At 46.1% G+C, this 25300-nt stretch carries 25 protein-coding genes; 8 read left to right on the top strand and 17 right to left on the bottom strand.

Annotated features, from left to right (window positions below; translation table 11 throughout):
* Positions 1-10: 10 nt before the first annotated feature.
* The 7 genes from glgA to icmF all read right to left on the bottom strand — a co-directional run bounded on the left by glgA (position 11) and on the right by icmF (position 12449).
* Positions 11-1477 (bottom strand): glycogen synthase GlgA, encoded by a 1467-nt coding sequence (gene glgA / locus Q0230_RS14775; protein ID WP_367274141.1) that lies wholly within the window; start codon positions 1475-1477, stop codon positions 11-13.
* Positions 1477-3756 carry a 1,4-alpha-glucan branching protein GlgB gene (gene glgB / locus Q0230_RS14780; protein WP_298610948.1) on the bottom strand — a complete coding sequence of 760 codons (2280 nt, stop codon included), beginning with the start codon at positions 3754-3756 and terminating at the stop codon, positions 1477-1479. Before glgB ends, glgA begins: the two co-directional genes overlap by 1 nt.
* 8 nt (positions 3757-3764) lie before the next feature.
* Positions 3765-5177 carry a 4-alpha-glucanotransferase gene (gene malQ / locus Q0230_RS14785; protein ID WP_298610949.1) on the bottom strand — a complete coding sequence of 471 codons (1413 nt, stop codon included), beginning with the start codon at positions 5175-5177 and terminating at the stop codon, positions 3765-3767.
* Positions 5178-5181: 4 nt separating this feature from the next.
* Complete coding sequence (locus Q0230_RS14790; RefSeq protein WP_298610950.1) at positions 5182-6906, bottom strand: glycoside hydrolase family 57 protein; 1725 nt, start codon at positions 6904-6906, stop codon at positions 5182-5184.
* The gene (gene glgC / locus Q0230_RS14795; RefSeq protein WP_298610951.1) at positions 6893-8230 is read right to left on the bottom strand and encodes a glucose-1-phosphate adenylyltransferase; all 1338 of its coding nucleotides are present in this window, start codon (positions 8228-8230) and stop codon (positions 6893-6895) included. The genes Q0230_RS14790 and glgC overlap by 14 nt, the downstream gene beginning before the upstream one ends.
* Before the next feature lie 217 nt (positions 8231-8447).
* Positions 8448-9029 carry a GspH/FimT family pseudopilin gene (locus Q0230_RS14800; RefSeq protein WP_298610952.1) on the bottom strand — a complete coding sequence of 194 codons (582 nt, stop codon included), beginning with the start codon at positions 9027-9029 and terminating at the stop codon, positions 8448-8450.
* A gap of 153 nt (positions 9030-9182) precedes the next feature.
* Positions 9183-12449 (bottom strand): fused isobutyryl-CoA mutase/GTPase IcmF, encoded by a 3267-nt coding sequence (gene icmF, locus Q0230_RS14805; protein ID WP_298610953.1) that lies wholly within the window; start codon positions 12447-12449, stop codon positions 9183-9185.
* Between the two features lie 195 nt (positions 12450-12644).
* Between icmF and Q0230_RS14810 the strand changes: the two genes are divergently transcribed.
* Positions 12645-13043, top strand: a complete 399-nt coding sequence (locus Q0230_RS14810) for a MerR family DNA-binding transcriptional regulator (RefSeq protein ID WP_298610954.1) — start codon at positions 12645-12647, stop codon at positions 13041-13043.
* Here Q0230_RS14810 and cobB read toward each other — a convergent pair.
* Together cobB and Q0230_RS14820 are read right to left on the bottom strand one after the other, a co-directional pair.
* A complete protein-coding gene (cobB, locus tag Q0230_RS14815) occupies positions 13030-13749 on the bottom strand; it encodes a Sir2 family NAD+-dependent deacetylase (RefSeq protein ID WP_298610955.1) in 720 nt (239 codons plus the stop codon). The two genes, Q0230_RS14810 and cobB, sit on opposite strands and share 14 nt — an antisense overlap.
* 81 nt (positions 13750-13830) lie before the next feature.
* Positions 13831-14244: a DUF1877 family protein gene (locus tag Q0230_RS14820; RefSeq protein WP_298610956.1), complete on the bottom strand. Its 414-nt coding sequence runs from the start codon at positions 14242-14244 to the stop codon at positions 13831-13833.
* A 131-nt stretch (positions 14245-14375) separates the two neighbouring features.
* Here Q0230_RS14820 and Q0230_RS14825 point away from each other — a divergent pair, with 131 nt between their 5' ends.
* A complete protein-coding gene (locus Q0230_RS14825) occupies positions 14376-15197 on the top strand; it encodes a hypothetical protein (RefSeq protein ID WP_298610957.1) in 822 nt (273 codons plus the stop codon).
* Here Q0230_RS14825 and Q0230_RS14830 read toward each other — a convergent pair.
* Complete coding sequence (locus tag Q0230_RS14830) at positions 15194-16381, bottom strand: AGE family epimerase/isomerase (protein WP_298610958.1); 1188 nt, start codon at positions 16379-16381, stop codon at positions 15194-15196. The two genes, Q0230_RS14825 and Q0230_RS14830, sit on opposite strands and share 4 nt — an antisense overlap.
* On the bottom strand, positions 16378-17379 hold the full coding sequence (locus Q0230_RS14835) for a Gfo/Idh/MocA family oxidoreductase (RefSeq protein WP_298610959.1): 1002 nt from the start codon (positions 17377-17379) through the stop codon (positions 16378-16380). The genes Q0230_RS14830 and Q0230_RS14835 overlap by 4 nt, the downstream gene beginning before the upstream one ends.
* A 115-nt stretch (positions 17380-17494) precedes the next feature.
* On the opposite strand from Q0230_RS14835, the gene Q0230_RS14840 reads away from it, so the two are divergent.
* The gene (locus tag Q0230_RS14840) at positions 17495-17806 is read left to right on the top strand and encodes a Dabb family protein (RefSeq protein ID WP_298610960.1); all 312 of its coding nucleotides are present in this window, start codon (positions 17495-17497) and stop codon (positions 17804-17806) included.
* Here the strand turns inward: Q0230_RS14840 and Q0230_RS14845 are convergent.
* The 4 genes from Q0230_RS14845 to Q0230_RS14860 form a co-directional block, all read right to left on the bottom strand.
* The gene (locus tag Q0230_RS14845) at positions 17803-18297 is read right to left on the bottom strand and encodes a heme-degrading domain-containing protein (protein ID WP_298610961.1); all 495 of its coding nucleotides are present in this window, start codon (positions 18295-18297) and stop codon (positions 17803-17805) included. The genes Q0230_RS14840 and Q0230_RS14845 overlap by 4 nt on opposite strands.
* A gap of 39 nt (positions 18298-18336) precedes the next feature.
* Entirely contained in the window at positions 18337-18585 is a 249-nt protein-coding gene (locus tag Q0230_RS14850; RefSeq protein WP_298610962.1) for an Lrp/AsnC ligand binding domain-containing protein, read from the bottom strand.
* Between the two features lie 75 nt (positions 18586-18660).
* A complete protein-coding gene (locus Q0230_RS14855; RefSeq protein ID WP_298610963.1) occupies positions 18661-19809 on the bottom strand; it encodes an alpha-hydroxy acid oxidase in 1149 nt (382 codons plus the stop codon).
* 114 nt (positions 19810-19923) lie between these two features.
* The gene (locus Q0230_RS14860; protein ID WP_298610964.1) at positions 19924-20271 is read right to left on the bottom strand and encodes a hypothetical protein; all 348 of its coding nucleotides are present in this window, start codon (positions 20269-20271) and stop codon (positions 19924-19926) included.
* A gap of 371 nt (positions 20272-20642) precedes the next feature.
* Between Q0230_RS14860 and Q0230_RS14865 the strand changes: the two genes are divergently transcribed.
* The 5 genes from Q0230_RS14865 (at position 20643) to ureC (ending at position 24106) form a co-directional block, all read left to right on the top strand.
* Positions 20643-20852: a hypothetical protein gene (locus tag Q0230_RS14865; RefSeq protein WP_298610965.1), complete on the top strand. Its 210-nt coding sequence runs from the start codon at positions 20643-20645 to the stop codon at positions 20850-20852.
* A gap of 3 nt (positions 20853-20855) precedes the next feature.
* On the top strand, positions 20856-21686 hold the full coding sequence (locus Q0230_RS14870; RefSeq protein WP_298610966.1) for an urease accessory protein UreD: 831 nt from the start codon (positions 20856-20858) through the stop codon (positions 21684-21686).
* A gap of 12 nt (positions 21687-21698) precedes the next feature.
* Positions 21699-22001: an urease subunit gamma gene (ureA, locus tag Q0230_RS14875; RefSeq protein ID WP_298610967.1), complete on the top strand. Its 303-nt coding sequence runs from the start codon at positions 21699-21701 to the stop codon at positions 21999-22001.
* Positions 22002-22097: 96 nt separating this feature from the next.
* Positions 22098-22403 (top strand): urease subunit beta, encoded by a 306-nt coding sequence (locus Q0230_RS14880; protein WP_298610968.1) that lies wholly within the window; start codon positions 22098-22100, stop codon positions 22401-22403.
* Positions 22403-24106 (top strand): urease subunit alpha, encoded by a 1704-nt coding sequence (ureC, locus tag Q0230_RS14885; RefSeq protein WP_298610969.1) that lies wholly within the window; start codon positions 22403-22405, stop codon positions 24104-24106. Before Q0230_RS14880 ends, ureC begins: the two co-directional genes overlap by 1 nt.
* 42 nt (positions 24107-24148) lie before the next feature.
* Here ureC and Q0230_RS14890 read toward each other — a convergent pair whose 3' ends face one another.
* Together Q0230_RS14890 and Q0230_RS14895 are read right to left on the bottom strand one after the other, a co-directional pair.
* Positions 24149-24814, bottom strand: a complete 666-nt coding sequence (locus Q0230_RS14890) for a hypothetical protein (RefSeq protein WP_298610970.1) — start codon at positions 24812-24814, stop codon at positions 24149-24151.
* Positions 24815-25002: 188 nt separating this feature from the next.
* Positions 25003-25284, bottom strand: a complete 282-nt coding sequence (locus Q0230_RS14895; protein WP_298610971.1) for a toll/interleukin-1 receptor domain-containing protein — start codon at positions 25282-25284, stop codon at positions 25003-25005.
* Between the last annotated feature and the right edge of the window lie 16 nt (positions 25285-25300).

Raw genomic sequence — 25300 nt, forward strand, 5'->3', positions numbered from 1 at the left:
TATAAGCCTATTAATTGCGATACAGTTCGAGATAACGCTTGGCACTGCGCTTCCATGCAAAATCAGCTTTTAGTGCATTACGTTGCAAAGCTCGCCACAATTTTTGATCGTCTGCAAAGATACGTAAGACCCACCATAAAGTGCCTAATAAGGCATGGCTATAGGGCAAGTAAAAGACAAAGCCATTGGCGGTATCAGCAGCGATATTCGCTTCGGTAGCATTAACCACCGTATCCGCTAACCCGCCGGTGTTATACACCACCGGCAAAGTCCCATAATTCAAACTGTACATTTGATTTAAACCACAAGGCTCAAAGCGCGAAGGCATTAAGAAAATATCGCAGCCTGCTTCGAGTAAATGCGCCAGTGCTTCGTTATAGCCGATATACACCATCACCCGCCCCGGATAACGGGCTGCTAAATCATAGAGCGCTTGCTCGTAGTGATGGTGGCCACTACCGATTAGCACAAAGGCGGCATTGGTTTCCGCGAGGAGTGGGTGAATGCATTCCATCACCATATCCACGCCTTTTTGTTCAACTAAGCGACTCACCATACCAAGCAAAGGACGTGCCAACTGCTCTTCAGTGGGGTTTTGCCCAAAGCGTTCAAGTAGGGCTTGTTTATTCGCTAGTTTGCCTTTTTTTATATCGCGCAGGCCGTAGTTCTGCACCAGATATTCGTCGTGCTTGGGATTCCAAATCTCGGTATCAATCCCATTGAGAATGCCGTGTAGTTTATAACTACGCGAACGCAAGAGGCCATCTAGGCCATAACCAAACTCAGGGGTACAAATTTCTTGCGCATAAGTAGGGCTAACCGTAGTAACGACATCCGCATAGACAATCCCTGCTTTGAGCATGGAGAAGCCGCCATAAAACTCCACCCCTTCACTCGACCACCAATGCCAAGCTAGTTGTAATTGATCATAAACAGCCCGTGAGAAATACCCACCATAAGCAAGATTATGAATCGTGAAGACACTACGAGGACGTGGATTAACTGCTTCCAATAAAGCGGGAATCAAGCCGGTTTGCCAGTCATGGGCATGCACTACATCGGGTCGCCAATTGAGCTGTAAAGCATCATCTGCTAATAAAGCTGCCGCGCGCGCAAAAACGGTGAAGCGTTCTGCATTATCGGGCCAGTCGTAGCCATCCGGATGCATATAAGGATTGCCTGAGCGACCAAATAAAGCACCACATTCCACCACCCAAATGGGGAAAGGAAAGGCTGCATGTGAGCCTTCAAGGATATGCACAGTATGCACTCGCCCAGCACCTTGAATCTGCAAAGAGCCGAGTTGCTGTACCTCCTTAAGCTTGCCCATCATGTCATAGTAAGCGGGTAATAACAGGCGTACCTCAGCACGCTCAGCATGGAGCGCAAGTGGCAGCCCATAAGCTACATCAGCGAGTCCACCCGTTTTAATTAAAGGGTAGGCCTCGCTGGCAGCGAATAAAACTTTCAATGCCATTAATCTGTCTCGAAAATAGGTTTCTTACTCAGTATTTGAGGTTCTTGATGAGCATCTGCTGTGGTTTCAACCACAACTTCAGTTGCTACCGGAACAGCTTGCAAGAAAACTGCCGCTAAGGGGGGGAGAGTTAATTCGATAGAATGTTCAAAGCCCATATGTGGGTGGTTTTGTACCACTAACTGACCCGCATTACCGCAGTTACTGCCGCCGTAATATTCGCTGTCAGTATTCAGAATCTCTTGATAGGTCTGCGCAGCAGGCACACCTAAGCGGTAAAAGCCACGTGGTACAGGGGTGAAGTTCAGCGCAATTACTAAAGGCCGCTGTTTATCTTCACCGTAGCGCACCAGACTCAATAAAGAGCGCTCAGCATCATCGCAATCAATCCAGCGGAAACCTTGAGGGTCATGATCAAATTGGTGCAAAGCTGGATTATTTCGATACACCTGATTCAAATCACTGAGCAATTGGCCTAAAGCTTGATGGGCTGGAAAGTTCAGTAAGCCCCAATCCAGTTCTACCGCTTCATTCCATTCCAGCCATTGCCCAAATTCACCCCCCATGAACAATAATTTTTTGCCCGGATGTGCATATTGCCAAGCATAGAAGAGCCGCAAATTCGCAAAGCGTTGCCAATAATCACCGGGCATTTTACCGAGCATACTGCGCTTCATGTGTACTACCTCATCATGGGACAGTGGTAGCACGAAGTTTTCAGTCCACGCATACATTTGGCTGAAAGTGAGCTTATTTTGGTGATATTTGCGATAGATCGGGTCGAGTGCAATATAACTCAGGCTGTCATTCATCCAGCCCATATTCCACTTCATAGAAAAGCCTAAACCACCCATTTCAATGGGACGCGAGACAGCAGGCCAAGTCGTTGATTCTTCTGCAATCGTGAGTACACCAGGGAAGTGTCCATGTACCACTAAATTGAGTTCACGCAAGAAGGCAACCGCTTCAATATTTTCCCGTCCACCGTATTGATTGGGAATCCATTGACCAGCTGGACGCGAATAGTCCAAATACAACATGGAGGCCACTGCATCCACGCGCAGACCGTCTAAATGGAATTCTTCCATCCAATACAAGGCATTCGCAATTAGGAAGTTACGGACTTCATTGCGGCCATAATCGAAAATCAGTGTGCCCCAGTCTTGATGCTCGCCTTTACGTGGGTCAGCATGTTCATACAAGGCTTCACCCGTAAAACGTGCGAGGGCAAAATCATCTTTCGGGAAGTGTGCAGGTACCCAATCGAGCAAAATCCCGATATTATTTTGATGGCAGCAATCGACGAAATAGCGTAGATCGTCTGGGCTACCTAAGCGTGCAGTCGGTGCATAATAACCTGAGACTTGATAGCCCCAAGATTGATCTAAGGGATGTTCAGAAATCGGAAGCAGTTCAAGATGGGTATAACCTAAATGCTTTACATAAGGAATTAAGGTAGCGGCCAGTTCACGCCAACTGTAAAAGCTATTATCAGCATGGCGTTTCCATGAACCTGCATGTAACTCATACACACTCATCGGCTGGTGTTGCCAGTCAAACTGTTCACGCTGTTGAATCCAAGCCAGATCTTGCCAACTATGCTGGCTAGGTGCTGGAATACAAGCCAAAGTTTCAGGACGTAAGAACATCTGTTGTGCGTAAGGATCGGCTTTACGAATAATGCTGCCAAAGCGTGTCAGTATTTCGTATTTATAACCTTCACCGGCCGGTAGACCGGGGACAAATAATTCCCAGATGCCCGTTTCACCACGGGAACGCATCGGATAACGCCGACCATCCCAGTCATTAAAATTACCCACCACGCTAACACGCTGTACGCCTGGTGCCCAAACTGCAAATAAGCAGCCCTGAATACCATTGACGGCTTTTAAGTGTGCTCCCAAAACCTTCCAAGCTTGACGGTGATTACCTTCACCCAACAGATGCAAATCAATCTCACCGAGCTGCGGCTCAAACGTATAAGGCGTGATAGTGGCTAGCCACTGTCCGGTTTTCTTATCAAGATAACGTAGGTTGGGGTGGATATGTGGGGCTGCTTTGCCTAATTTGCTATTCGCTTCTGGCGTGAAACTAAAGCAATCAGAGCCTTCTAAGCGTTGAAGCGGCTGTTGATCAATTTCAATTGTTTCTGCAGAGGGCATAAAGGCGCGAAACACCCAAGTTGCTCCCTCCTGATGCCAACCTAAAAAGTGAAAAGGATCGTGATGCGTACCTGCTTGCAGGCGCTGCAACTCGCTCATACTAGGCGAAGTATTCATGATTTATCTCACTGGTTTGCTACTGTGGTGTGGTATCGCTGATGCTGCTGTAACTGTGTTTTTAACCGCGTGAGTCGATCCGGCTGGATTTGGTGCCAATCAAAGCGCCAATGCCAATTGCCTTCAATCGTGCCGGGCACATTCATCCGTGCTTCACTGCCCAAACCGAGTACATCTTGCCACGGCAACATCACCAAACCCGCCGCACTTTGGAACACGGTAGCTAGCATCAAGTCAATGATGTTACCTTGATTTTGTTCGATACTCAAAAAAATATGTTCTTGGATTAAGTTTAAAGCCCAAGCTTGTTGTTCGGGATTCAAGCTATTGAACCAACCTAACAGCGTATCGTTATCATGTGTGCCGGTGTAATACACCGTGTTATTGGCCACATTCCAAGGCTTATGTGGATTATCCTCAAAGTGATCAAAAGCAAACTGCAGCACTGACATCCCCGGCAATTGATATTTTTGCCGTAAAGCTGTGACCTCATAAGTGATAATGCCTAAATCTTCCGCCACTAAGGGCAAATCACCGGAAGCTGCTTGTAAACAAGCCAGTAACTCATCCCCCGGAACTTTAGCCCAATAGCCTTCGATAGCGGTGGGGCTAGTGGCTGGAATCGTCCACGCTGCCTCTAAGCCGCGAAAGTGATCAATGCGCACTAAGTCAAAGAAATCAAAATGATAACCTAGGCGCTCACGCCACCAAGCAAATTGAGTTTCCTGCATCAGTTCCCAGTTATAGTGCGGATTGCCCCAACGTTGACCCGTTGTGGAGAAATAATCAGGCGGCACACCAGTGACTACGGTAGGTTGACCTTCTGCATCCAATAAAAATAATTCAGGATGTGCCCAGACATCCGCGCTATCGTAAGCTACAAAAATTGGCATATCCCCAAATAAGCGAATACCAAGTTCGTTGGCATCGGCACGGAGACTTTGCCAATGTTGCCAGCAATAAAATTGCTCATAAATATGTAAATTTAAAGCATCGGTGTGCTCATTTTTAAAGCTGGCTAAGGGTTCAGGGGAACGTTTGCGATAATCACTGGGCCAAGTCGACCATTCAGAGCTATTAAAAGCAGCTTTCAATTCCATGAACAGAGCAAAATCATCGGCCCAATGCTGATTTTTTTGATACCAAGCCGCAAATTCGGCGCTTTCACCTAATTGTTCTAGTGGCTCATTGCTGTCTTTAGGAAATAAAGCCGGATTCAAAGCAAAAGCAGATACACATTGATAGGGAGAAAGCCCATTCAGCGGCAAGCCTAAAGGTAACATCTGCCAGACACTTACCCCTAGCTCTGCTAGCTGATCTAACCAACGCCAAGCATCACGGTCAAGCTGGCCTGAGGGTAGGGAGCTAGGGTGTAATAAAATACCGGCTTCAAGCCGGTTCGGAAGAATCGCTGTGGTCATTTAATTAAGTATTCCTACGCATGGTGCCTGCGTTTTCTACACCACTACCACCTTTAGACAGAGGTATATCTAGATGCTGTGGTGGTTCTAAGTTTAATAATTGATAGACTTGTTTCACTTGTAAACGGAATAGGCGCTCAAAATCACGCACGCTTTCAGTCGCATTATAATCGCCAAACCACCAAAACCAGTCTGAGCCTTCACAGGCGGCTAACTGTTGCGAGGCTTGATATTGTTGTTCTGGGTTTAAGCGTCCAGCGGCTAGGGCATCATCATAAGCTTGTTTGGCAGCCACTAAATAATCCCAGCCACGATTTTTATCTTCTGAGCCAATCCAAGTTGAGAACGAGCCATAGACCCAGCTACCTGCACAGAGCTTAGGTAGATCCTTAGGAGGGACGGTTGCGTATAAATCTGCGAAGCAAGCGGTTTTCAGTAACTCTGATTTATTCAACTCACCATAGAGTAAGTCCAAAAATTCAGCGGCATTATCGGGATAGTACTCCCAAGCATTTTCACCATCCAAAATAATAGCGAGTGAATGTTGGTTGGCTTCTTCCCCTAAAAACCTAGCGGTATTTTCTAGATTTTGAATAAAGTCTTTGACTGCATCGGCTGCATTCCAATTACTGTATTTAAAGCCGATCAAATCCGAGAGACCATCATCGCGGAAATGAATACGTACTTGGCTATTTGGCAAGCAATGGGGTTTTAACAGGTCACGCTTAGAATCGATAGCTTCCCCATAGTAACCCGATAACTGACTACTACTACGCCAAACACCTTCACCCGAAGCAGTCCACCGAATACCGAATTCATCTAAAAGCTGGATGGCACTAGCACTCACACCCCCTTCAGAAAGCCAAACCCCTTGCGGACGCCGCCCAAAATAATGCTCAAAGCATTCAATCCCACGTTGCATATGCCAACGTGCACGTGCATAGCCTTCAGGATAATGGCTAGCTTGTGGAGCAGGTACATCCGGCAGTGCACAACGCATATTCGTAAAGTCTTGCAAGAGTGGAATAATCGGATGCATATACGGTGACATCGATAATTCCACTTGCCCGCGTTCTGCTAAAGCACGATAGCGAGCTATTAAGTTTTGTAAGCAATCAGCAATGACACGGATTAATTGCAGTCGATCGGTTTGATCAAATAACTGGCCTTTGGCAATTAAAGCTTGAACGGTCGCTTGCTTCTTTAAGGATTGTCCTAACCAAGCAATGTGATACCAAGTAATCACATCTAAAAAGTATTGCTCACTTAAATAGGTAAGTGGGTGCTTGTATTCAGGATTTTCTACCCCGACCAGTTCTGCTGCCCCCACCATATCCAATAAGCCTCGAAAGATGGGCCAAGGATGAATAATGCGTGGGGCATAGCAACGCTGGCAGTCCTGTAAGATTTGACTGCGCCCAACTTTATCAGTAGGAATAGGTGCTAAACCCGCTAAGAGGTTTAAAAACGGGTCTTGGCTAGGTTTGCCGGTTGCTAAGAGAGCCTGTAGCTGTTGTGTGTAGTCATCTAATTGCTCTAAAAGTACAGGCACAAAGTTGACGACTGCCCGCATTTCTGGGTGTTGCTCTAGGTGCATGGCCATATCGCTATAGTCTTTAATAGCGTGTAAATACACCCAAGGCAGTCGATATTCCCCTGCTAAACCATTGCGGTACCAAGGCTGATGCATATGCCAACATACCACCACATTTAGCTTATTCTTCTCCATAACGTTCTCGCCATAATTTATCGTAGTCACCTGTGTGTAGTTTTTGTCCCAGCATTTCTGCTGTCACCAAGACGATGCCTTCCTCTGACACAAAGAAGCGGTTGCGATCATCTTCGAGATTTTCCCCAATCACTGTGTTATCTGGAACTACACAACCCTTATCAATCACTGCGCGATGGATGCGACAATTTCGTCCAATATTCACCTTCGGCAGGATGACACTCTCAGTAATCGTGGTGTAGTTCTCGACCGTACAGTTAAAGAACACCACGGAATTTAAAATACTTGCACCGGAGATAATACATCCGGTTGAAACCAACGAGTCAATCGCTTCTCCACGTCGCCCCGCTTGATTGAAGACGAATTTAGCAGGTGGCGACTGTGGTTGATACGTCCAAATGGGCCAATCCCGATCATATAAATTCAATTGAGGCTCAATGGCGCACAATTCCATATTGGCTTGCCAGTAGGAATACACCGTGCCCACATCCCGCCAATAGCCTGGTTCATCCTTCGCATTACGGAAGGGAAAGGCACGTGCATGGGCATTTGCGATCTGATTCGGGATAATATCTTTACCGAAATCATGTGAAGAATGGATTTTGTCAGCATCTTCAATCAAAGTACGGAACAAAAATTCCCGTGAGAATACATAAATCCCCATTGAGGCGAGGGCTTTATCGGGTTTGCCCGGAATTGCTTCTGGATTAGCGGGCTTTTCGGTAAAGCGGGTAATCCGCATATTTTCATCCACCGCCATCACCCCAAAGCCTTTCGCCTCTTCTAAAGGCACTTCAATACAGGCTACGGTAAAATCTGCTCCTGACATGACATGCTCAAGCAGCATTTTTGAATAGTCCATGCTGTAAATATGATCACCACCCAGCACTAAAATATATTCAGGGTCATGGCGTTGGACTAATTCGATATTTTGGAAGAGGGCATCCGCTGTACCTTGATACCATTCGCGCTTATCGGTGCGTTGTTGTGCGGGAATAATTTCGACGAACTCACCGATTTCTACGCGCATAAAATTCCAAGCCCGTTGTAAATGCCGAATCAAAGAATGTGAACGGTATTGGGTTAGGACTCCAATCTTACGAATCCCCGAGTTCACACAATTGGACAAGGTAAAGTCGATGATCCGATATTTACCACCAAAAGGTACAGCGGGTTTGGCACGCCAGAAAGTTAAATTTTTCAGGCGTGAACCTTCACCACCTGCCAAAATTAACGCCAGCGTTTTATTTGCAAGTTCAGTGACGACGCGTGGTTGGGTGTAATAACGATAAAGTTTGGCCTGCTCTTCCTTAGAGAATGTCATGTGGTGTCTCCCTGCTTTACTGTTAGCTGAGCTTACTGTGTTTAGGCTTTATGAAGTAATGAGTGTTGGTATGCATTTTATAATGCAATGGTTATGCCCATTAATTCGCGTGATTTTTTAGAATAGCGCGAATGCGCAGTATAAAGAGCTTACAAGGAAGAGTTTAGCTTAAAGTTGCTGAGAGAGGCTTTCAGCAACTTTGATAAATAGACTTGATTTAGCAATCTTCGCCGCTAGTAATCGTGCAAGAGCGTACCCGCCCAGTGGTATTAAAATAAATTCTGGATAAAGCTTTATCGTTTTGGGCATTGGCAATACGGATACTAAAGGTACGTGGGGAAGTCTCCCCAGTGGGGCGATAACTCACTAAATTATCTGGTGTGCCATTTGACACGATGGCAAAGCGTGGATTAGGTGCTTCAGAAATAGCTAAAATCTCTTCTGGCGAATCTAACAAGCCATCACCGTTAGTATCAAATTTAGTAGTAGCTGCCGTCAAGCTTCCATTCTTGTCATAATCTGTGAAGATAATCCAACCTTTGGCAAAGTTAGTCGCTGATGAATCACAAGCGGTTTGCCCAACATCACTAGCGCATAGCACCACATTAAAGCCACGTTTGGCGGCTTCACTACGGGCTAAATACAAATTTGACACCATACCATTAGTTAAGGTTTGTAGCTGATTACGCTCAATCATACTTTGTAGGCTGGGCGCTGCGACAGTGGCAAGAATTGCAACCACACCTAGAGTAACCAGAAGCTCGATGAGGGTTATACCCGTTTGTTGGAAGCGTTTCATTGGGGCACCTTAGTATTTTTATTAATGGTTGATATTCTAATATAAATAATACTAATTATTAGTGTGAATAGAGGATTAATGGTGTTGGATCGCTAGATAAATGGAAGACGAATGCCCCGTCTTGGGGCATTCGCTGGAGGAGGAAAGGGAAATCTACATATTGCGGCGGTATTGCCCACCTACATTAAATAAAGCTTGTGAAATCTGACCTAAAGAGCAGTAACGCACGGCATCCACTAATTCACTAAAGATATTCTGATTGTGAATCGCAGCTTGTTGTACTCGTTCTAGAGCGGCTTGAGTTTGTGCAGCATTGCGAGTTTGGAAATCAGCTAGGCGGGTTAGTTGGCTTTGCTTTTCCTCCTCAGAAGAGCGTGCTAATTCAATCGTAAACTCTTCACGGCCTTTAGGATTGAGGAAAGTATTCACACCAATAATCGGTAAGCTGCCATCATGTTTTTTGTGCTCATAGTACATGGATTCATCTTGAATCTTGCCGCGTTGATAGCCCGTTTCCATGGCACCTAAAACACCACCACGTTCCGCAATCCGCTCAAATTCTTGCAAAACGGCTTCTTCAACTAAGTCAGTTAACTCATCAATGATGAAAGCACCTTGCAGTGGGTTCTCATTTTTTGCTAAGCCCCATTCATTGTTAATAATCAGCTGAATGGCTAAGGCACGCCGCACTGAATTTTCAGTTGGGGTGGTGATCGCTTCATCGAAAGCATTGGTGTGTAAGCTATTGCAATTATCATAAATCGCAATCAAGGCTTGCAGAGTGGTGCGAATATCATTGAAATCCATTTCCTGAGCGTGCAAAGAGCGGCCTGAGGTTTGGATATGATATTTCAGCTTTTGACTGCGCTCATTACCGCCGTATTTAAAGCGAATCGCTGTTGCCCAAATCCGCCGTGCTACCCGACCCATCACGGTATATTCAGGGTCCATACCATTACTAAAGAAGAAGGATAGATTGGGGGCAAAATCATCAATATGCATACCGCGCGCTAAATAGGTTTCCACATAAGTAAAACCATTCGACAGCGTGAACGCCAGTTGCGAAATAGGATTCGCGCCTGCTTCGGCAATGTGATAGCCCGAGATCGATACGGAGTAGAAATTCCGTACTTTGTTCTGCACGAAATACTCTTGAATATCGCCCATCATCTTGAGCGCAAATTCGGTGGAAAAGATGCAAGTATTTTGGCCTTGATCTTCCTTGAGAATATCTGCCTGTACCGTGCCGCGCACATTTTCTAAAGCCCAAGCACGCACCTTTTCGATTTCCTCATCGGTTGGGCGGCGGCCGTTATCTGCTTCAAATTTTGCCACTTGCTGATCAATCGCGGTGTTAATAAACATCGCTAACAGGATCGGGGCAGGGCCATTAATCGTCATCGACACTGAGGTGGTTGGACTACACAAATCGAAGCCATCATAGAGGACTTTCATATCATCTAAAGTGGCAATCGACACCCCAGAGTTACCCACCTTGCCATAAATATCAGGGCGTAAATCAGGATCACAGCCGTATAAAGTTACTGAATCGAACGCAGTGGATAATCGCTTAGCCGCGGAGTGCTCAGATAAACGTTTGAAACGGCGATTGGTACGGAAGGGATCACCTTCACCCGCAAACATCCGAGTTGGATCTTCATTTTCGCGTTTGAAAGCAAACACTCCGGCCGTATACGGGAAACTGCCGGGAAGGTTTTCTAGCAGCAACCATTTGAGAAGTTCGCCGTGATCTTCAAAGCGGGGTAGCGATACTTTTGGCACTTTAGTACCCGATAAGGTCGTGCGCTTAATGGTGGTACGAATTTCCTTATCACGGATTTTCACCACGTATTCATCGCCGGAATAACTCGCACGGACTTGCGGCCAAATTTCCAGAAGTTTACGTGCTCGGCTATCGAGTTGCTCATCACGCTGCGCAATGAGTTCATCTAAAGCAGCTAAGTCCGTTGCAGCCGCACCCAACATACGCTTGGTTTCACATAGTTGCTGCCGCTCGCGGGCGATTTTAGCTTGCGCATTCACGGTTTTATGATAACCGCGCACTGTTTCGGCGATTTCAGCTAAATAACGCACACGCTCTGGCGGAACAATCACCGAATTGCCGGAGGATTTACGCACGGTAACGGTGGGTAATTGATTACGCTCTACAAAGAGACCTGCAATTTCCAATTGGCTTAGCAGGTTTTGATAAAGTGCAGTCACGCCATCATCATTGAAACGCGCTGCAATCGTACCGAATACCGGCATTTCTTCAGGGCTTTGTCCAAAGGCTTCGCGGTTACGCTGGACTTGTTTGCACACATCGCGATAAGCATCCTCCGCGCCTTTACGGTCGAATTTATTAATCGCTACAGCACTCGCAAAATCGAGCATATCAATTTTTTCAAGCTGGCTTTGCGCGCCAAACTCAGGGGTCATCACATAAAGCGAGACATCCACTAAAGGCACAATCGCCGCATCTCCCTGACCAATCCCCGGAGTTTCGACAATAATTAAATCAAAGCCGGCTAGCTTGGTGGCAGCGACTACCTCTTTTATCACTTCTGGAATTTCGCCAACGGCTTCACGGGTGGCAATCGAGCGCATGAAAATATTCGGATGATCAATCGCATTCATCCGAATCCGATCACCTAATAAAGCACCGCCCGTTTTACGCCGAGTTGGATCAACGGCAATAATCGCAATTTTAAGTTGATCTTGCTGACCTAAGCGGAAGCGCCGAATGATTTCATCCGTAAGTGAGGATTTACCTGAGCCACCAGTCCCAGTGATACCCAACACAGGTACTTTTTTCGGTGGATTCGCAGCACGTTCTAGAATTTCTGCCCGTAATTCTGGATTTAAAGTGTTATTTTCTAAAGCTGTGATGGTGCGAGATAAGGCGCGCCAATTACCAGCCACAAGCGGTTCAAGCGTGTTTGGAGCAGCAGCACCTGGGTCAAAATCGCAGCGGGAGATAATATCTAGAATCATCCCCTGCAAGCCCATTTGCTGACCATCTTGCGGAGAGTAAAGACGAGTTACCCCATAATCTTGGAGGAGCTTAATTTCTTCGGGAATAATGACCCCCCCACCACCTCCAAAAATGCGAATATCTGCACCATCTTTTTCGCGCAGCATATCCACCATATATTTCAAATATTCGACATGCCCACCTTGATAGGAGCTAATCGCAATGCCGTGTACATCTTCTTGGAGGGCTGCATTGACAATGTCAGCCACTGAGCGGTTATGCCCAAGGTGAATCACTTCAACACCGTTGGCTTGCAGGATACGGCGCATAATATTAATCGCTGCATCGTGACCATCAAATAGGCTAGCAGCAGTCACAAAACGGACGGGGCGAGCTAATTTAGTGGTCGAGTTGGCAGCAGGCTGAGCGGGGCTATTCATTGACATGGAAAGGATCCCTAGCGGTGTTGATCATTTTGAATGTTGCTGTGCAGAAGGCACAGGGCTAAAATAACTTACGTTAACGTAAGCGTCAATTGGAATCGATAGAAAATGTATTAATTTAGCCATCTGTTACCCATTGTCACAGGTAAAGCTAAGAAAGCATAGACACAAGCCCAACAGCCGTGGAAGAATTTCAATATGGAACAAAAAACTTATACCATCTCCGACTTAGCCAAAGAGCATGCAGTCACTCCACGCACCATTCGTTTATATGAAGAACTAGGCATTGTTGCGCCCAAACGTGAAGGGAATAAGCGTATTTATGTTGAACGTGATCGGGTACGTTTGCGCCTAGCGATTCGCGGCAAAGGTTTAGGGATGACCCTTGCCGAAGTCAAAGAGCTAATTGATATGTACGACAATACGGGTCGGGACGAAAAAAAACAGCTCAAACGCTTATTAGAAAAGCTGCAAGAGCGCCGCGATATTTTGCTCACCCAACGCCGCGATATTGAAATCACCTTAGCGGAAATTGACCGAATTGCGGATAAAGCCCGTTCGACTCTATCCGACTTGGAGCGCGCTAAAGCGAGCTAAGTAGTTTATCTACATAACTAGGCACTAACTGACTTGCTGCTCCGTTTAAAGATTCATCAAACAGTGCACTATTACTGGTGGGGTCGAGGTTTAACTCCACAGTACGTGCGCCCGCTTGCTGGGCAATTTGTACAAAGCCCGCTGCGGGGTAGACTTGCCCCGAAGTCCCAATCGAAATGAATAAGCCACAAGCCATTAAAGCACGGTAAATTTCTTCCATTTGTAGTGGCATTTCCCCAAACCAAACAATATGCGGGCGCAGATTGCCAGCTTGATGACAGCATTGGCAGACACTCGTCGTGTTTAAGTCGCGATTCCAGTTATAGATTTGTCCTGTTTGCTTACAATGAATTTTGTTCAACTCACCATGCATGTGAATCAGTTGTTTACTACCTGCGCGCTCATGCAAATTATCCACATTTTGCGTCACAACTAGCACTTTGCCTCGATAGGTTTGCTCTAAGCGAGCTAAAGCTAAATGGGCTGCATTCGGTTGAATAGTGGGGTCATGGAGTTGCTTACGGCGTGCATTATAAAACTCATGAACTAGGTTTGGGTTTTGGGCAAAACCTTCGGGGGTAGCGACTTCTTCAATGCGATGGTTGTGCCAGAGACCATCAGAAGCGCGGAAGGTTTGAATACCCGATTCAGCCGAAATACCTGCGCCAGTGAGAATAACAATAGAGGGTGCTTTAATAGTGCTCATAGCTAAGCTTTGAATTATAAATAAGCAGCTACTTTAGCATGTTTAGTCACCAGCTAAAGCACCCTGTGGTTAGTTCGTGTTTTAAGTCACTCGAAATAAGACGGCATCACCCTTCTGCGCGGCGCGCTGATAAAAGCTAACTACGGCTTGGATATAGCCTTTGAGCGTTGCTAAATCCGTCTCCATCTCATCACTGTTATAACGACTTTCTATGTCGGCCTCGTCCATCTGAGCTAGCTCTGCTGCAAGCCTTGGCACATCATTTGCCCACGTGTATTGACTCATTTCAGGAATTGCATCCGTTTGCTCGGAATAGTCGCTCATCGCTGATCCCAAGATTTGGGTTAGCTCATACCAAGCCTGTTCAGCACCTGAGTAACATTCACGCGGACGCTCATCTAGCTCATTATAAAGGAAGGCTAAGCCTAAAGCGCCATCCAATAAATCCTCTAATTGCTGGTCAGAGAGTGCGTAGAAATCGCCACCTAAGCTCATGTATTTTCCTTCTATTATTCATTAGAGTTTATGAGCTTAGCTAAGCCTTCTGCCTAAAAAGAAGAAATTATGATAAAAGGCTAAGGCCATTCAATTGATTAAAACTAAGCTGTAGGCGAGGAGTGACACGGATGTATCTGTTGAAGGATTCAAATTTACAAATCGAAGTGCTTGACCCTTTGACTGACCGCGATAAATTCGGCATACGCTACTGCACTGGCGGCTATATCTATCAAATTTCAGATGAACAACATGGCGAACTATTATCTGGGCCGACTTATCCGGATAGCTTTAATTGGTTCGATGGGCAGGGCATACCGGATGCTTTTAACTGGGCGCCACTGCGTGCTCCGGCTCAAGATGACAGTGAAGTTTTAATTATTGGTGTGGGTGTCTGTGATTTAATCAATAAGCAGGTTAAAGCCTTTTGTGATTGGCGGGTTGAGACTAAAGAGCAACAACTCATTTTCACCACTGAACAGAAATTTGCGGATTATGCATTGCAGTTAGTGCGTACTCTCTACTTAAAGGGTCGCACGCTGCGTTCGCACACGATTATCACAAATCAAGGTAAGGCTTTTGTGCCAATGAGTTGGTTTCCGCATCCCTTTTTCCCACAACCTCAAGCCTCAGCAGAGTTGTGTCAGTTCAATATACCTGTGCAATTAAAAGCAGATAATCCAGGGTATGAATTAGCAGCGAACGGGTTTATTCAGAGAAAAGTTCAGCCAAACCAAGCAGGTTTTTATTTACCTTTGGATCATCAAGCACAGCAACCCTTAAGTATTTTGCAGCGCCATGATCAGTTGGGCTTGATTGGCGCTACTTGCTCTTATGTGCCGAGCTATTTGCCGATTTGGGGCAATCAGCATACTTTTTCTTGGGAGCCTTTTTTCCAAACGATTGTGGCTTCCGCGTATAGCACAAGTTGGTGGATTGACTACCACTTTTAAACTAGACCAGAGCGTAATACCTCATAACAAGCGCCCATCGTGTGATAGTCCGTTTTACCGGCGGGTGATTTGTGCTCATCATATTTTTGATTCTCCCGCGTGAGAAGGCGAAACCACGCGCCATAGTGATGATCAATCATCTGCTGCCAACTATAATCCCAAATCTTTTCATACCAGTCTCGATAAATTGGCTTCCTAGTGGCTTGTGCTAAGAGTGCAGCGGCTGCCAAGCTTTCTGCTTGTACCCAGAAGTATTTATCGTCATCACAAATCGAACCATCGGGTGCAAAACCATAGTAGATGCCGCCATAGTCATTATCCCAAGCGCGGTCTAAGGCTTGGGTAAATAAAGCTTCGGCGCGGGTAAGTTGCCAAGCTACAGGCTGATGACGATGTAGAATAAGCAGAAGTTTTGCCCATTCTGTTTGATGCCCCGGCTGAAAGCCCCAAGGTCGGAAGAGGTGTTTGGGGTTGTCGAGATTATATTGCCAATCAATTTGCCAACTAGCATCGTAATGCTCCCAAATCAAACCTTGGGCTTGGCTAGCGAGTTGGTTGGTCACTGAGTCAGCTAAACGCGCTGCCCGCTGTAAAAAGCGCTGCTCTTGAGTTGCTTCATAAGCCCAGAGCAGCGCTTCACAGGCATGCATATTGGCATTTTGCCCACGATAGGGCGCAATCACGCTGAAATCAGCATTGGCCTCATCACGATATAAGCCATGTGCTTCATCCCAGTAATAGCGTTCTAGTAGTTGCCAAGCGTTTTCCAGACTGGTGCGACCTTCTGCAACACCTGCTAATAAAGCAGTAGCCCCCGCTACGATCACAAAGGCTAAGCCATAGCAGTGATTGGTGCTATCAATGGCTTGGCCTTTTTCCAAGAGCCAAGCATAACCGCCGGTATCAGCTTGGCGATGTACTGTTTCAATATAAGCCAAGCCATGCTTAACCCAAGCGCTATAATCTAAATCGGCAAAATAGCGGGTTGCCATCGCGTAATTAAACACAAAGCGGGTGCTACTCACTAAATGTCGCGTGCTAGCGTTGTAAACGCTGCCATCATCCCGAAAGAAATGATAGAAGCCGCCAGAAGGATCAAATACGGTCGGCTGATAAAATTGTAGGGTTTTGCGAATATGTTGCTCTAAAAATTCACGGCTGTAGCAATCGGGACTAGCGTTCATAGCTTAATCGCTACTTTTTGCCCAGTTCGTGCTGATTCTAAGCAGGCCAAAGCTCCGGCTAAAGACCAAATGCCATCTTCACCACTGGCGGCTGGTGTGCCTTGGCCTTGAATAGCGGCTACAAAACGTTCCACACCTACGCTATAAACTTCATTCGCTTCCAGCTCTAAAAACTGATCGCCGCGCGCGGTGCGTAGCAAAACTTCGGGTTGGGCTGCAGGATGCATGACATTTTTCGCGATTAAAGAGCCTTCTGTACCATGCACCTCAAAGCCATTGCCTGCATAGGGCACAGTGAAGGCAGTATGTACTTGAGCAATCACATCATTATCAAAGCGGAACACCGCCATCGAACCATCTTCAACCGTGCCAGCGCTCATCCCAAAATGCTGTGACAAACTTACCACTTCAGTTGGATTAGCCTGAAGGACAAAACGCAGAGTATCCACATCATGCACCACAATATCCATGACCACACCGCCGCCTGCCTCTGGCTTATCTAAACGCCAACCTTGTAAAGCTTCGCGTAAATACACCGCATGAAATACGCGTGCTGCTATCGGTTTGCCAATTGCACCGGCTGCGATGAGTTCGCGCATTTTGTGATGCGCTTGGGCATTGCGTAGATGATGATTAGTCGCAAACACTACACCCGCTGCTTGGCAGGCAGCCTGCATTGCTTGAGCTTCGGTGAGTGACATGGCTAAGGGCTTTTCACAGAGCACATGCTTACCCGCTTGAGCGGCGGCTAGGGTTTGTGGATGATGTAGTTCATTGGTGGTGCTGATGTAAACCGCATTTACAGCTGGATTTGCTAGCAAATCTTCCAAAGAGCTAGCCGCATGTGGAATATGGGTTTCTGCAGCATAAGCGCGCCCACGCTCGAAATTGCTGCTATAAACAGACACCACCTCGCAATCAGGGGTGTTACGAATCGCGGCGAGCATTTTGTTTTTGGCAATGTCACTTGCGCCGATAAAACCGAAGCCAATAGTCATAGCGGATTCCTTCTGTGGTGGTGTGAAATTTATTGAGGATGCTAGGCTTTAGGTATAGCAAAAACACTGCAACTACAATAGTCAGCTTAAAATTTATCGCAAAAAAGGAACTTGCATGCTTAAACATTGTGTCTTTATTCGTTTTCGCCCTGAGGTGAGTCAAAAGGAACGTATTGAGTTGTATCAAGGCTTACAAAGCTTAGAATCACAACTTTCAGGGTGGCGAGGCTTTCTAGCAGGTGCGAATATCACGCCTGAAGTCGGGATGGATAAAGGTTATAACGGTGGCTTTATGATTGATTTTGTGGATGAAGCAGCGCGTGATGCTTATCTACAAAATCCTGAGCATCAACAGCTAGGCCAGCGGTTAGTCGCGGCTGCTGTTGATGGAATCGCAGGGATCATGGTCTTTGATTTGTTCTATTAGCTTAAAGCTAATTCAGCCAAAGGTAGCTGTAAATAGTCCGCCAGCACACTGACCACTAGATTATGGTCTTCGCGCTGGGGCAAACCAGAAACCGTTATCGTACCAATGCAGCCTGTACCTTTGAGCAAAATCGGAAAGCAACCACCTGCTGCGGCTAAATCGCGGGTATTTAAGCCAGTTTTATCTTCTAAATTCGCTTTCTGATGCTGTAAACGTAATTTCATTAAATAAGAGCTGCAATGATAGTGCTGCACTAGATTCCGTTTACGTCGTACCCAGTCTGCATTATTCGGCGTGACTCCGAACATAGCGACATGGAACAGTTGATGCTCATTTACTTGAATATCAATCACGATACCCAAGTTACGTTCTTTTGCGAGCTGACGTAAGCGTGAACCAATGACCCATGCGGTTTCAGCATCAAATTGCGTAAATTGTAAACGCTGTTCTTGGCGCACAATTTGCGCAATATCTTGTTCAATATTCATCATAATAGCGGGTTATTATTCTAATTAGGCTCAAATTGGAGTTTAAAAAGCTTTAAAGGTTAAAGTCGTTAAAGAGCGTTCGATATGCTCAATATTTAAAATATGGTCATTAATATATTTGCCAATATCCTGTTCTTCAGGGATATAGATTTTCATGAGCAGATCCCACTCACCACTAGTCGAATAGAGTTCAGAGACAATTTCACGCTCAAAAATTTCATCAGCTACTTCATAGCCTTTGCCGGGTTTGCAGCGGACTTGCACAAAAACACAGGTGGTTAACGCTGTCATACGATGAGTTCCTTAGCTAAATTAATCCATTAACTGTAGCAAGAATAGCGTAATCAGGAAATCTTCAAGCTGAATTCAAGTAATACGCATTAAATGCTCTGGGCTGAGATCACTCAAGGAGGCACAGCCCATTAAGATCATATTGCGCTCAATTTCTTTGCGGAGTAAGTCTAAAGCACGCTCAACACCGGCTTGCCCGCCCGCAGTTAGCGGGAATAAATAGCCGCGTCCAATTGAACAAGCCTTTGCACCTAAGGCTAAAGCTTTCAATACGTGTGAACCACGTTGCACACCACCATCTACTATGATTTCTAAGCGGTCTGCCAGTGCATCAGCGACTCTGGGTAAGACATCAAACGGTGCTGCACAGCCATCTAATTGACGGCCACCATGATTCGAGAGCATGACTGCACTAGCGCCAATAGCAGCCGCACGTTTGGCATCGTTGACTGAAAGAATGCCTTTAATCGCAAAGGGTTTGCCCCACTGTTGAATAATATCCTCGGCATCTTTCCAAACAACTGAGCGGTCAAATTGTTGATGTACATAAGACATAACCGACAATAAGTCTGGGTTGCTTTGCATACGCTCTTTGACATTGGCGAGTTCAAATTTTTCGTGCTTCACATAATTCAACGACCATTGTGGGTGGAGTACAAAGCTTAATAAGCTTTTCAAGGTTAAGCGGGGAGGCATGACTAAGCCAGTGTGCAAATCGCGTTCACGATTACCTGTCACTAGTGTATCGACGGTCAAACATAAAGCATCAAAGTTGGCCGCTTTACAGCGCTCGATAAATTCACGGGTTAACCCACGATCTTTATGAATATAGATCTGGAACATTTTCGGCTGGTCGCTGAGTTTGCCAATCTCTTCAATACTGACAGTCGACAGGGTAGATAGGCTATACAGGGTTTCAGCTTTAGCTGCTGCGCGTGCGACCGCATATTCGCCTTCATGATGAAATAAACGAGTCATGGCCGTTGGCGAGCAGAATAAAGGCAGGCTGAGCTTACGCCCAAACAAGGTGGTCGAAATGTCAAGTTGAGAGAGATCCGCTAAAGCATTGGGAATGAGAGCAAAAGAGTCAAAGCTTTGCTGATTGCGCTTAGCTGTCCATTCATCCTCAGCAGCACCATCGATATAGTGAAAAAGTGGGGCGGGTAAACGGCGTTTAGCTAAACGGCGGAAATCGTTGAAATTATAACAATGCTGAATGTTCATTTTGCTTCTCCCAAACCAATATTCAGTGTAGCGAGCTTAGGAGCGCATAACTAGCTAACGGAAAGTCGCTTTTAGACTTTCCGTTAGCTCAATAACAGCCTTTAGGCTGTTAGTTTATTTTCTTTTTTTAGCAACTTTTTTGGTTGGCTTTTTAGCTGGTTTTTTAAGTACCTTTTTAGCAGGTTTGCCAGCAGCCCGTGGTTGCTTTTGAGCGGCACATTTTGAACAATCGGTAATAACCTTAACAGCAGGAGCTGGTGCAGGTTTTTCTGCTGGTTTAGCCGGTTCAGTTTTAGCAGCACATTCGCTATAGGGTGTTTCATTCGCAGACATGACACAGCCATAAGTACCATACAAAGGACCACCATTAGCGCCTACATAAAAGGTACCTTCTGCAAATGCGCTAGAAGAAAATGCGAGCACGGACACGGATAAAGCCAAAACCATTTGACGGATTTTCATAATGAATGCTTCCTTTGTTAACGGATTAAGTGGGGTATGCACTGCTCGAAGAGCATGAGTAAAGGTCTTTCTTCTATTAACTAAAGCTTAGCAGAAAAACACTTCCTAGCTCTATAGTGGTCGCTTAGGTTCTTGTCAAGATTTCAGCTGATGCAATGCAAAAAACTTACTATAAGCTGCCGTGTGTAGGCACTATAAAGAAGCAAGAATATCTTAATTTGAGTATTTTTGGTGCATGAGTGTTGTGGTGAGTTAGCTGAGTTTCCACATCAGCAGTTTAAGTCGTTTGAAAACTGCCTAGTTAAGTGGCACTTAGCCTTTGGCATGGAAGTTGCCATTTAAGTATCAGGCTAACTTTCAGGATACTTACCATGCAACCCCTAGCTCTGTTGCTAATCAGCTTGTTTTTAAGTAGTAGTGTTTATGCTCACCCCAGTTTGATTCCCCATATTGAAACGGAAAGTCAGCTATTCCATGCACTGCTGCATACTGGCATTGCTATCGTTTTAGCAGTAATCGTCTATACGCTGGTACGCAAGCTATTTGCCCCGAAACGAGTCAGTTTTAAGCGCAATCGCTAATAAATGCTAGCTACAGAATCGGCACAAACAGGTTGGCAAGCTGAGCTAAAACTCCAGTTTACTAAGCGCCTCGATAAAACAGTTTTAGCTAACCGCCATCAACGTGGCCCTCTAGCGATACAGCGTCCTTTTTATCCTGAAGGCGAGGTTTGCCATGCTTATGTGTTGCACCCGCCTGGCGGAGTGGTTGGGGGTGATGAGCTGTATTTGGAGTTTAAAGTAGAGCCAAATGCCTATGCGTTATTGACCACGCCGGGTGCAACTAAATTCTATCGTTCAGCGGGTTCGCAAGCGGCACAACATCAGTATTTTCAGGTCACAGATGCTTGCTTGGAATGGCTGCCACAAGAAACGATTTTTTTCCCTAAGGCTAATGCTTTATTAACGAGCACTATTCATTTGCAAGGTTCAGCGCGTTATATCGGTTGGGAAGTGTATTGCTTAGGCCGTCCAGTCATTGGTGAGGCTTTTCAGCAGGGTAATGCTGTATTTAAAACCGCCTTATACCGCGATGCTAAGCCCTTATTATTGGATCGCTTGGTGGTTAATGGCGAGCGAGATTTATTGAGTGCGGCGGGTTTACGTGGGCAACCGGTATTTGCCACCTTGTTAGCGACTCCCGCCACGACGGACCTACTTGAAACGGTGCGACCTTTTTGTGAGGAAGTGGCGTTTGGCACTGCTGGAGCAACGCTTTTGAATGGTGTATTAGTGGTGCGTTATTTGGGCAATAGCACTGCACAAGCTCATCGTTTATTCCGTGCTATTTGGCAAGCGATTCGCCCATCAATAACCCATAAAGCTGCTGTACCGCCGCGGATTTGGAATACCTAGGAGAACAAAGATATGGAACTGACTCCCCGCGAGAAAGATAAATTGCTGTTGTTCACTGCCGGATTATTGGCGGAGCGGCGCAAAGCCCGTGGTCTGAAGCTCAATTATCCCGAAGCGATTGCTTACATCAGTTGCGCGATTATGGAGGGCGCCCGCGATGGGCGTTCGGTGGCGGAAATGATGGATTACGGGCGCACCTTGCTCACTCGCGAGGAGGTGATGGATGGCATCGCCGAAATGATCCACGACGTGCAGGTGGAAGCGACGTTTCCGGATGGGACGAAGCTGGTGACTGTGCATGACCCGATTTTATAACCCCCCTCACTCCCCCCTTATCAGGGGGGATGTATTCGCCTCTCTACCTCCCTCCCTTGATAAGGGGAGGGTTGTGGTGGGGTTTGGAGATAAGCCATGATCCCCGGACAACTCTTCGCTGCTGAGGGCGACATCGAACTCAATGTAGGGCGCGACACCGTGACCCTCAGCGTTGCCAATATGGGCGACCGCCCGATTCAGGTGGGTTCGCATTACCATTTCTTTGAAACCAACCATGCTTTGCAGTTTGAACGTGAGAAAACACGCGGTTTTCGTCTGAATATTCCGGCAGGTACAGCCGTAAGGTTCGAGCCAGGGCAGACCCGCGAAGTTGAGTTAGTTGCACTTGCAGGCAGTCGCGAAGTGTATGGATTCCAAGGCAAAATCATGGGGGCATTGTAATGGCGCGAATCAGTCGGCAGGCGTATGCGGAAATGTATGGCCCGACCACGGGTGATCGGCTGCGCTTAGGTGATACCGAATTAATCATCCAAGTCGAACACGATCACACGATTTACGGTGATGAAGTCAAATTCGGCGGCGGCAAAGTCATCCGCGACGGCATGGGGCAATGCCAGCGTAATGACGCGGAAGTCGTGGATGTGGTGATTACCAACGCGCTGATTCTCGATCATTGGGGTATCGTCAAAGCCGACATTGGCATTAAACACGGGCGCATTGTTGGCATTGGCAAAGCGGGTAATCCCGATACGCAAGCGGGCGTAAACATTCTGGTGGGCGCAGGCACAGAGGCGATTGCAGGCGAAGGGCATATTATCACCGCTGGCGGGATTGATACGCATATCCACTTTATTTGCCCACAGCAAATTGAAGAAGCCTTAATGTCCGGCGTTACTACCATGATTGGCGGCGGTACGGGGCCTGCGACGGGCACGAATGCCACCACTTGCACCCCCGGCATTTGGAACATGCAGCGCATGTTGGAAGCGGCGGATAGTTTACCGATGAACCTCGGCTTTTTGGGCAAAGGCAATGTCAGTTTGCCCGAACCCTTGCGCGAACAAGTCGCAGCGGGGGCGATTGGTTTAAAACTGCACGAAGACTGGGGCACAACGCCCGCAGCCATCGACAACTGCTTGACGGTAGCGGATGAAATGGACGTGCAAGTGGCGATTCATACCGACACGCTCAATGAATCCGGCTTCGTCGAAGACACGCTAGCCGCGATGAAAGGGCGCGTGATTCACACCTACCACACCGAAGGGGCGGGCGGCGGTCATGCCCCCGACATTATTAAAGCCGCAGGGCAAGCGAATATTCTGCCATCCTCAACCAATCCGACCCGCCCGTACACCGTGAATACCGTCGATGAACACCTCGACATGCTCATGGTTTGCCACCACCTTTCCCCTGCGATTGCCGAAGATGTGGCATTTGCCGAAAGCCGCATTCGCCGCGAAACCATTGCCGCCGAAGACATTTTGCACGACCTTGGCGCGTTTTCGATGATTTCGTCGGATTCGCAAGCCATGGGGCGCGTCGGCGAAGTCATTACCCGCACTTGGCAAACCGCGCACAAAATGAAAGTCCAACGCGGCAGCCTCGGCACTGATCCTGCTGCGCACGACAATTTCCGCACCAAACGTTACATCGCCAAATACACCATTAACCCCGCGATCACCCACGGTGTTGCGCATGAAGTCGGCTCAGTCGAGGTCGGCAAACTTGCCGATTTGGTATTGTGGAAACCTGCATTCTTTGGCGCGAAACCCAGCCTGATTATCAAAGGTGGGATGATTATTGCCGCACCGATGGGCGACCCAAATGCTTCGATTCCCACCCCGCAACCCGTGCATTACCGCAAAATGTTTGGTGGTTTTGGCAAGGCTTGTCACGCCACCACCATGACCTTCCTTTCCCAAGCCGCGTTTAAGGCAGACGTGCATCAGCGATTGGGGCTGCAAAGCCAAATCGGGGTGGTGAAAAACTGCCGCACCATCAGCAAAGCCAGCATGATTCACAATGATTACCAGCCGGTGATTGAAGTGGATGCGCAGACTTATCAAGTCAGGGCTGATGGGGAGTTATTGGTGTGTGAGCCAGCGATGGAGTTGCCGTTGGCGCAGAGGTATTTTTTGTTTTAGGTGGCTCTGGTTATCTGTGCACAGCATTAGCTTATTATATGGCTATTCTGAAAATGAACCTCTCATCACTCTCGTATAATTTTTGCAAATTGAGACAACATAAATGGAGCTTTCACTTTTATCAAAATCTTTTCCATAAAGTATGGATGCTTTACAATAGTCATTAAGGCCAGCTTTATGTTTTTCTTCAACAAGACGAGAGTATTTTTTTTCTAATTCTTGTTTTTTTACGATGTCTTTCTGGCAAATAGTATTTTCACAAGTTGTTTTGACAGTGTAGTCCTTCGGTTTTGTAAAAGTTCTGAGACTGGCGATGCCTTGTGAGTTAAATGAAATTGATGACTCTGTATTATTTGTTGAGGTTCCAAAGTATGTTAGTTCTTTGTTGTTTTCAGCATAAAAGACCATATGCGTAGTTTGTTCTTGTCCTTCTAGGTAGTATTTATTTTCTCTTAAAACGCACTGAACATCACTCCATATACCTTCTTTAGAGATACTAAAAAATTTAACTCCGGCTGACTCTTCAGTCTCTATATAAATATAGGGGCTTGTCATAGCATATGTCCGGTTACCAACAGAAGCGGCATCTGAGCAGGATTTTGGTTTTGAAAGCAAGGTTGTATTTGTAATTGGTATTATTGGAGTCTGTACTGTAAATGGATTAACAATTTTCCCTAAGTTATATAAATAAGCAATGCCACTGACCATAAAAAAAATGGGGGCTACTACCCTGATCCATTTAAATAATTTCTCATTCTTTTTAATCTTCTCAATTGACTCTGCTACTTTGCTTGTCCAGTCATAATCAGCTACATCACCTTCATTATAATTAATCAGATTAAACTTTTTAAAAAAAGGAGGTACTGTATTTGCTTTGGCTGGTGGAAATGTAATTATTATAGCTTTTTTTTCGGTTTTCTAATTATTTCTTTCTCTATAAGCTTTATTTCTGTGTAAATAAATCTAGCTGGGTCTTGAGAGGATTTTTCATCCAAGTTGTATAATATGATGAATATATTACTTTTTTTTAAACCTTCTTTAACTTTAACTTTCCACTCATCACTATAGTCAATGGAGTTCTCGTCTATAAAAATAGTATCTCCTACACCGCTTAATTCAGAAGCAATAATTATAGCCTTATCTTTTTTCTCGCGTGGATAGGAAATAAAAATATTCATAATAATCATCCAAAAT

It is taken from the genome of uncultured Thiothrix sp. (assembly GCF_937876535.1).
Taxonomy (GTDB): domain Bacteria; phylum Pseudomonadota; class Gammaproteobacteria; order Thiotrichales; family Thiotrichaceae; genus Thiolinea.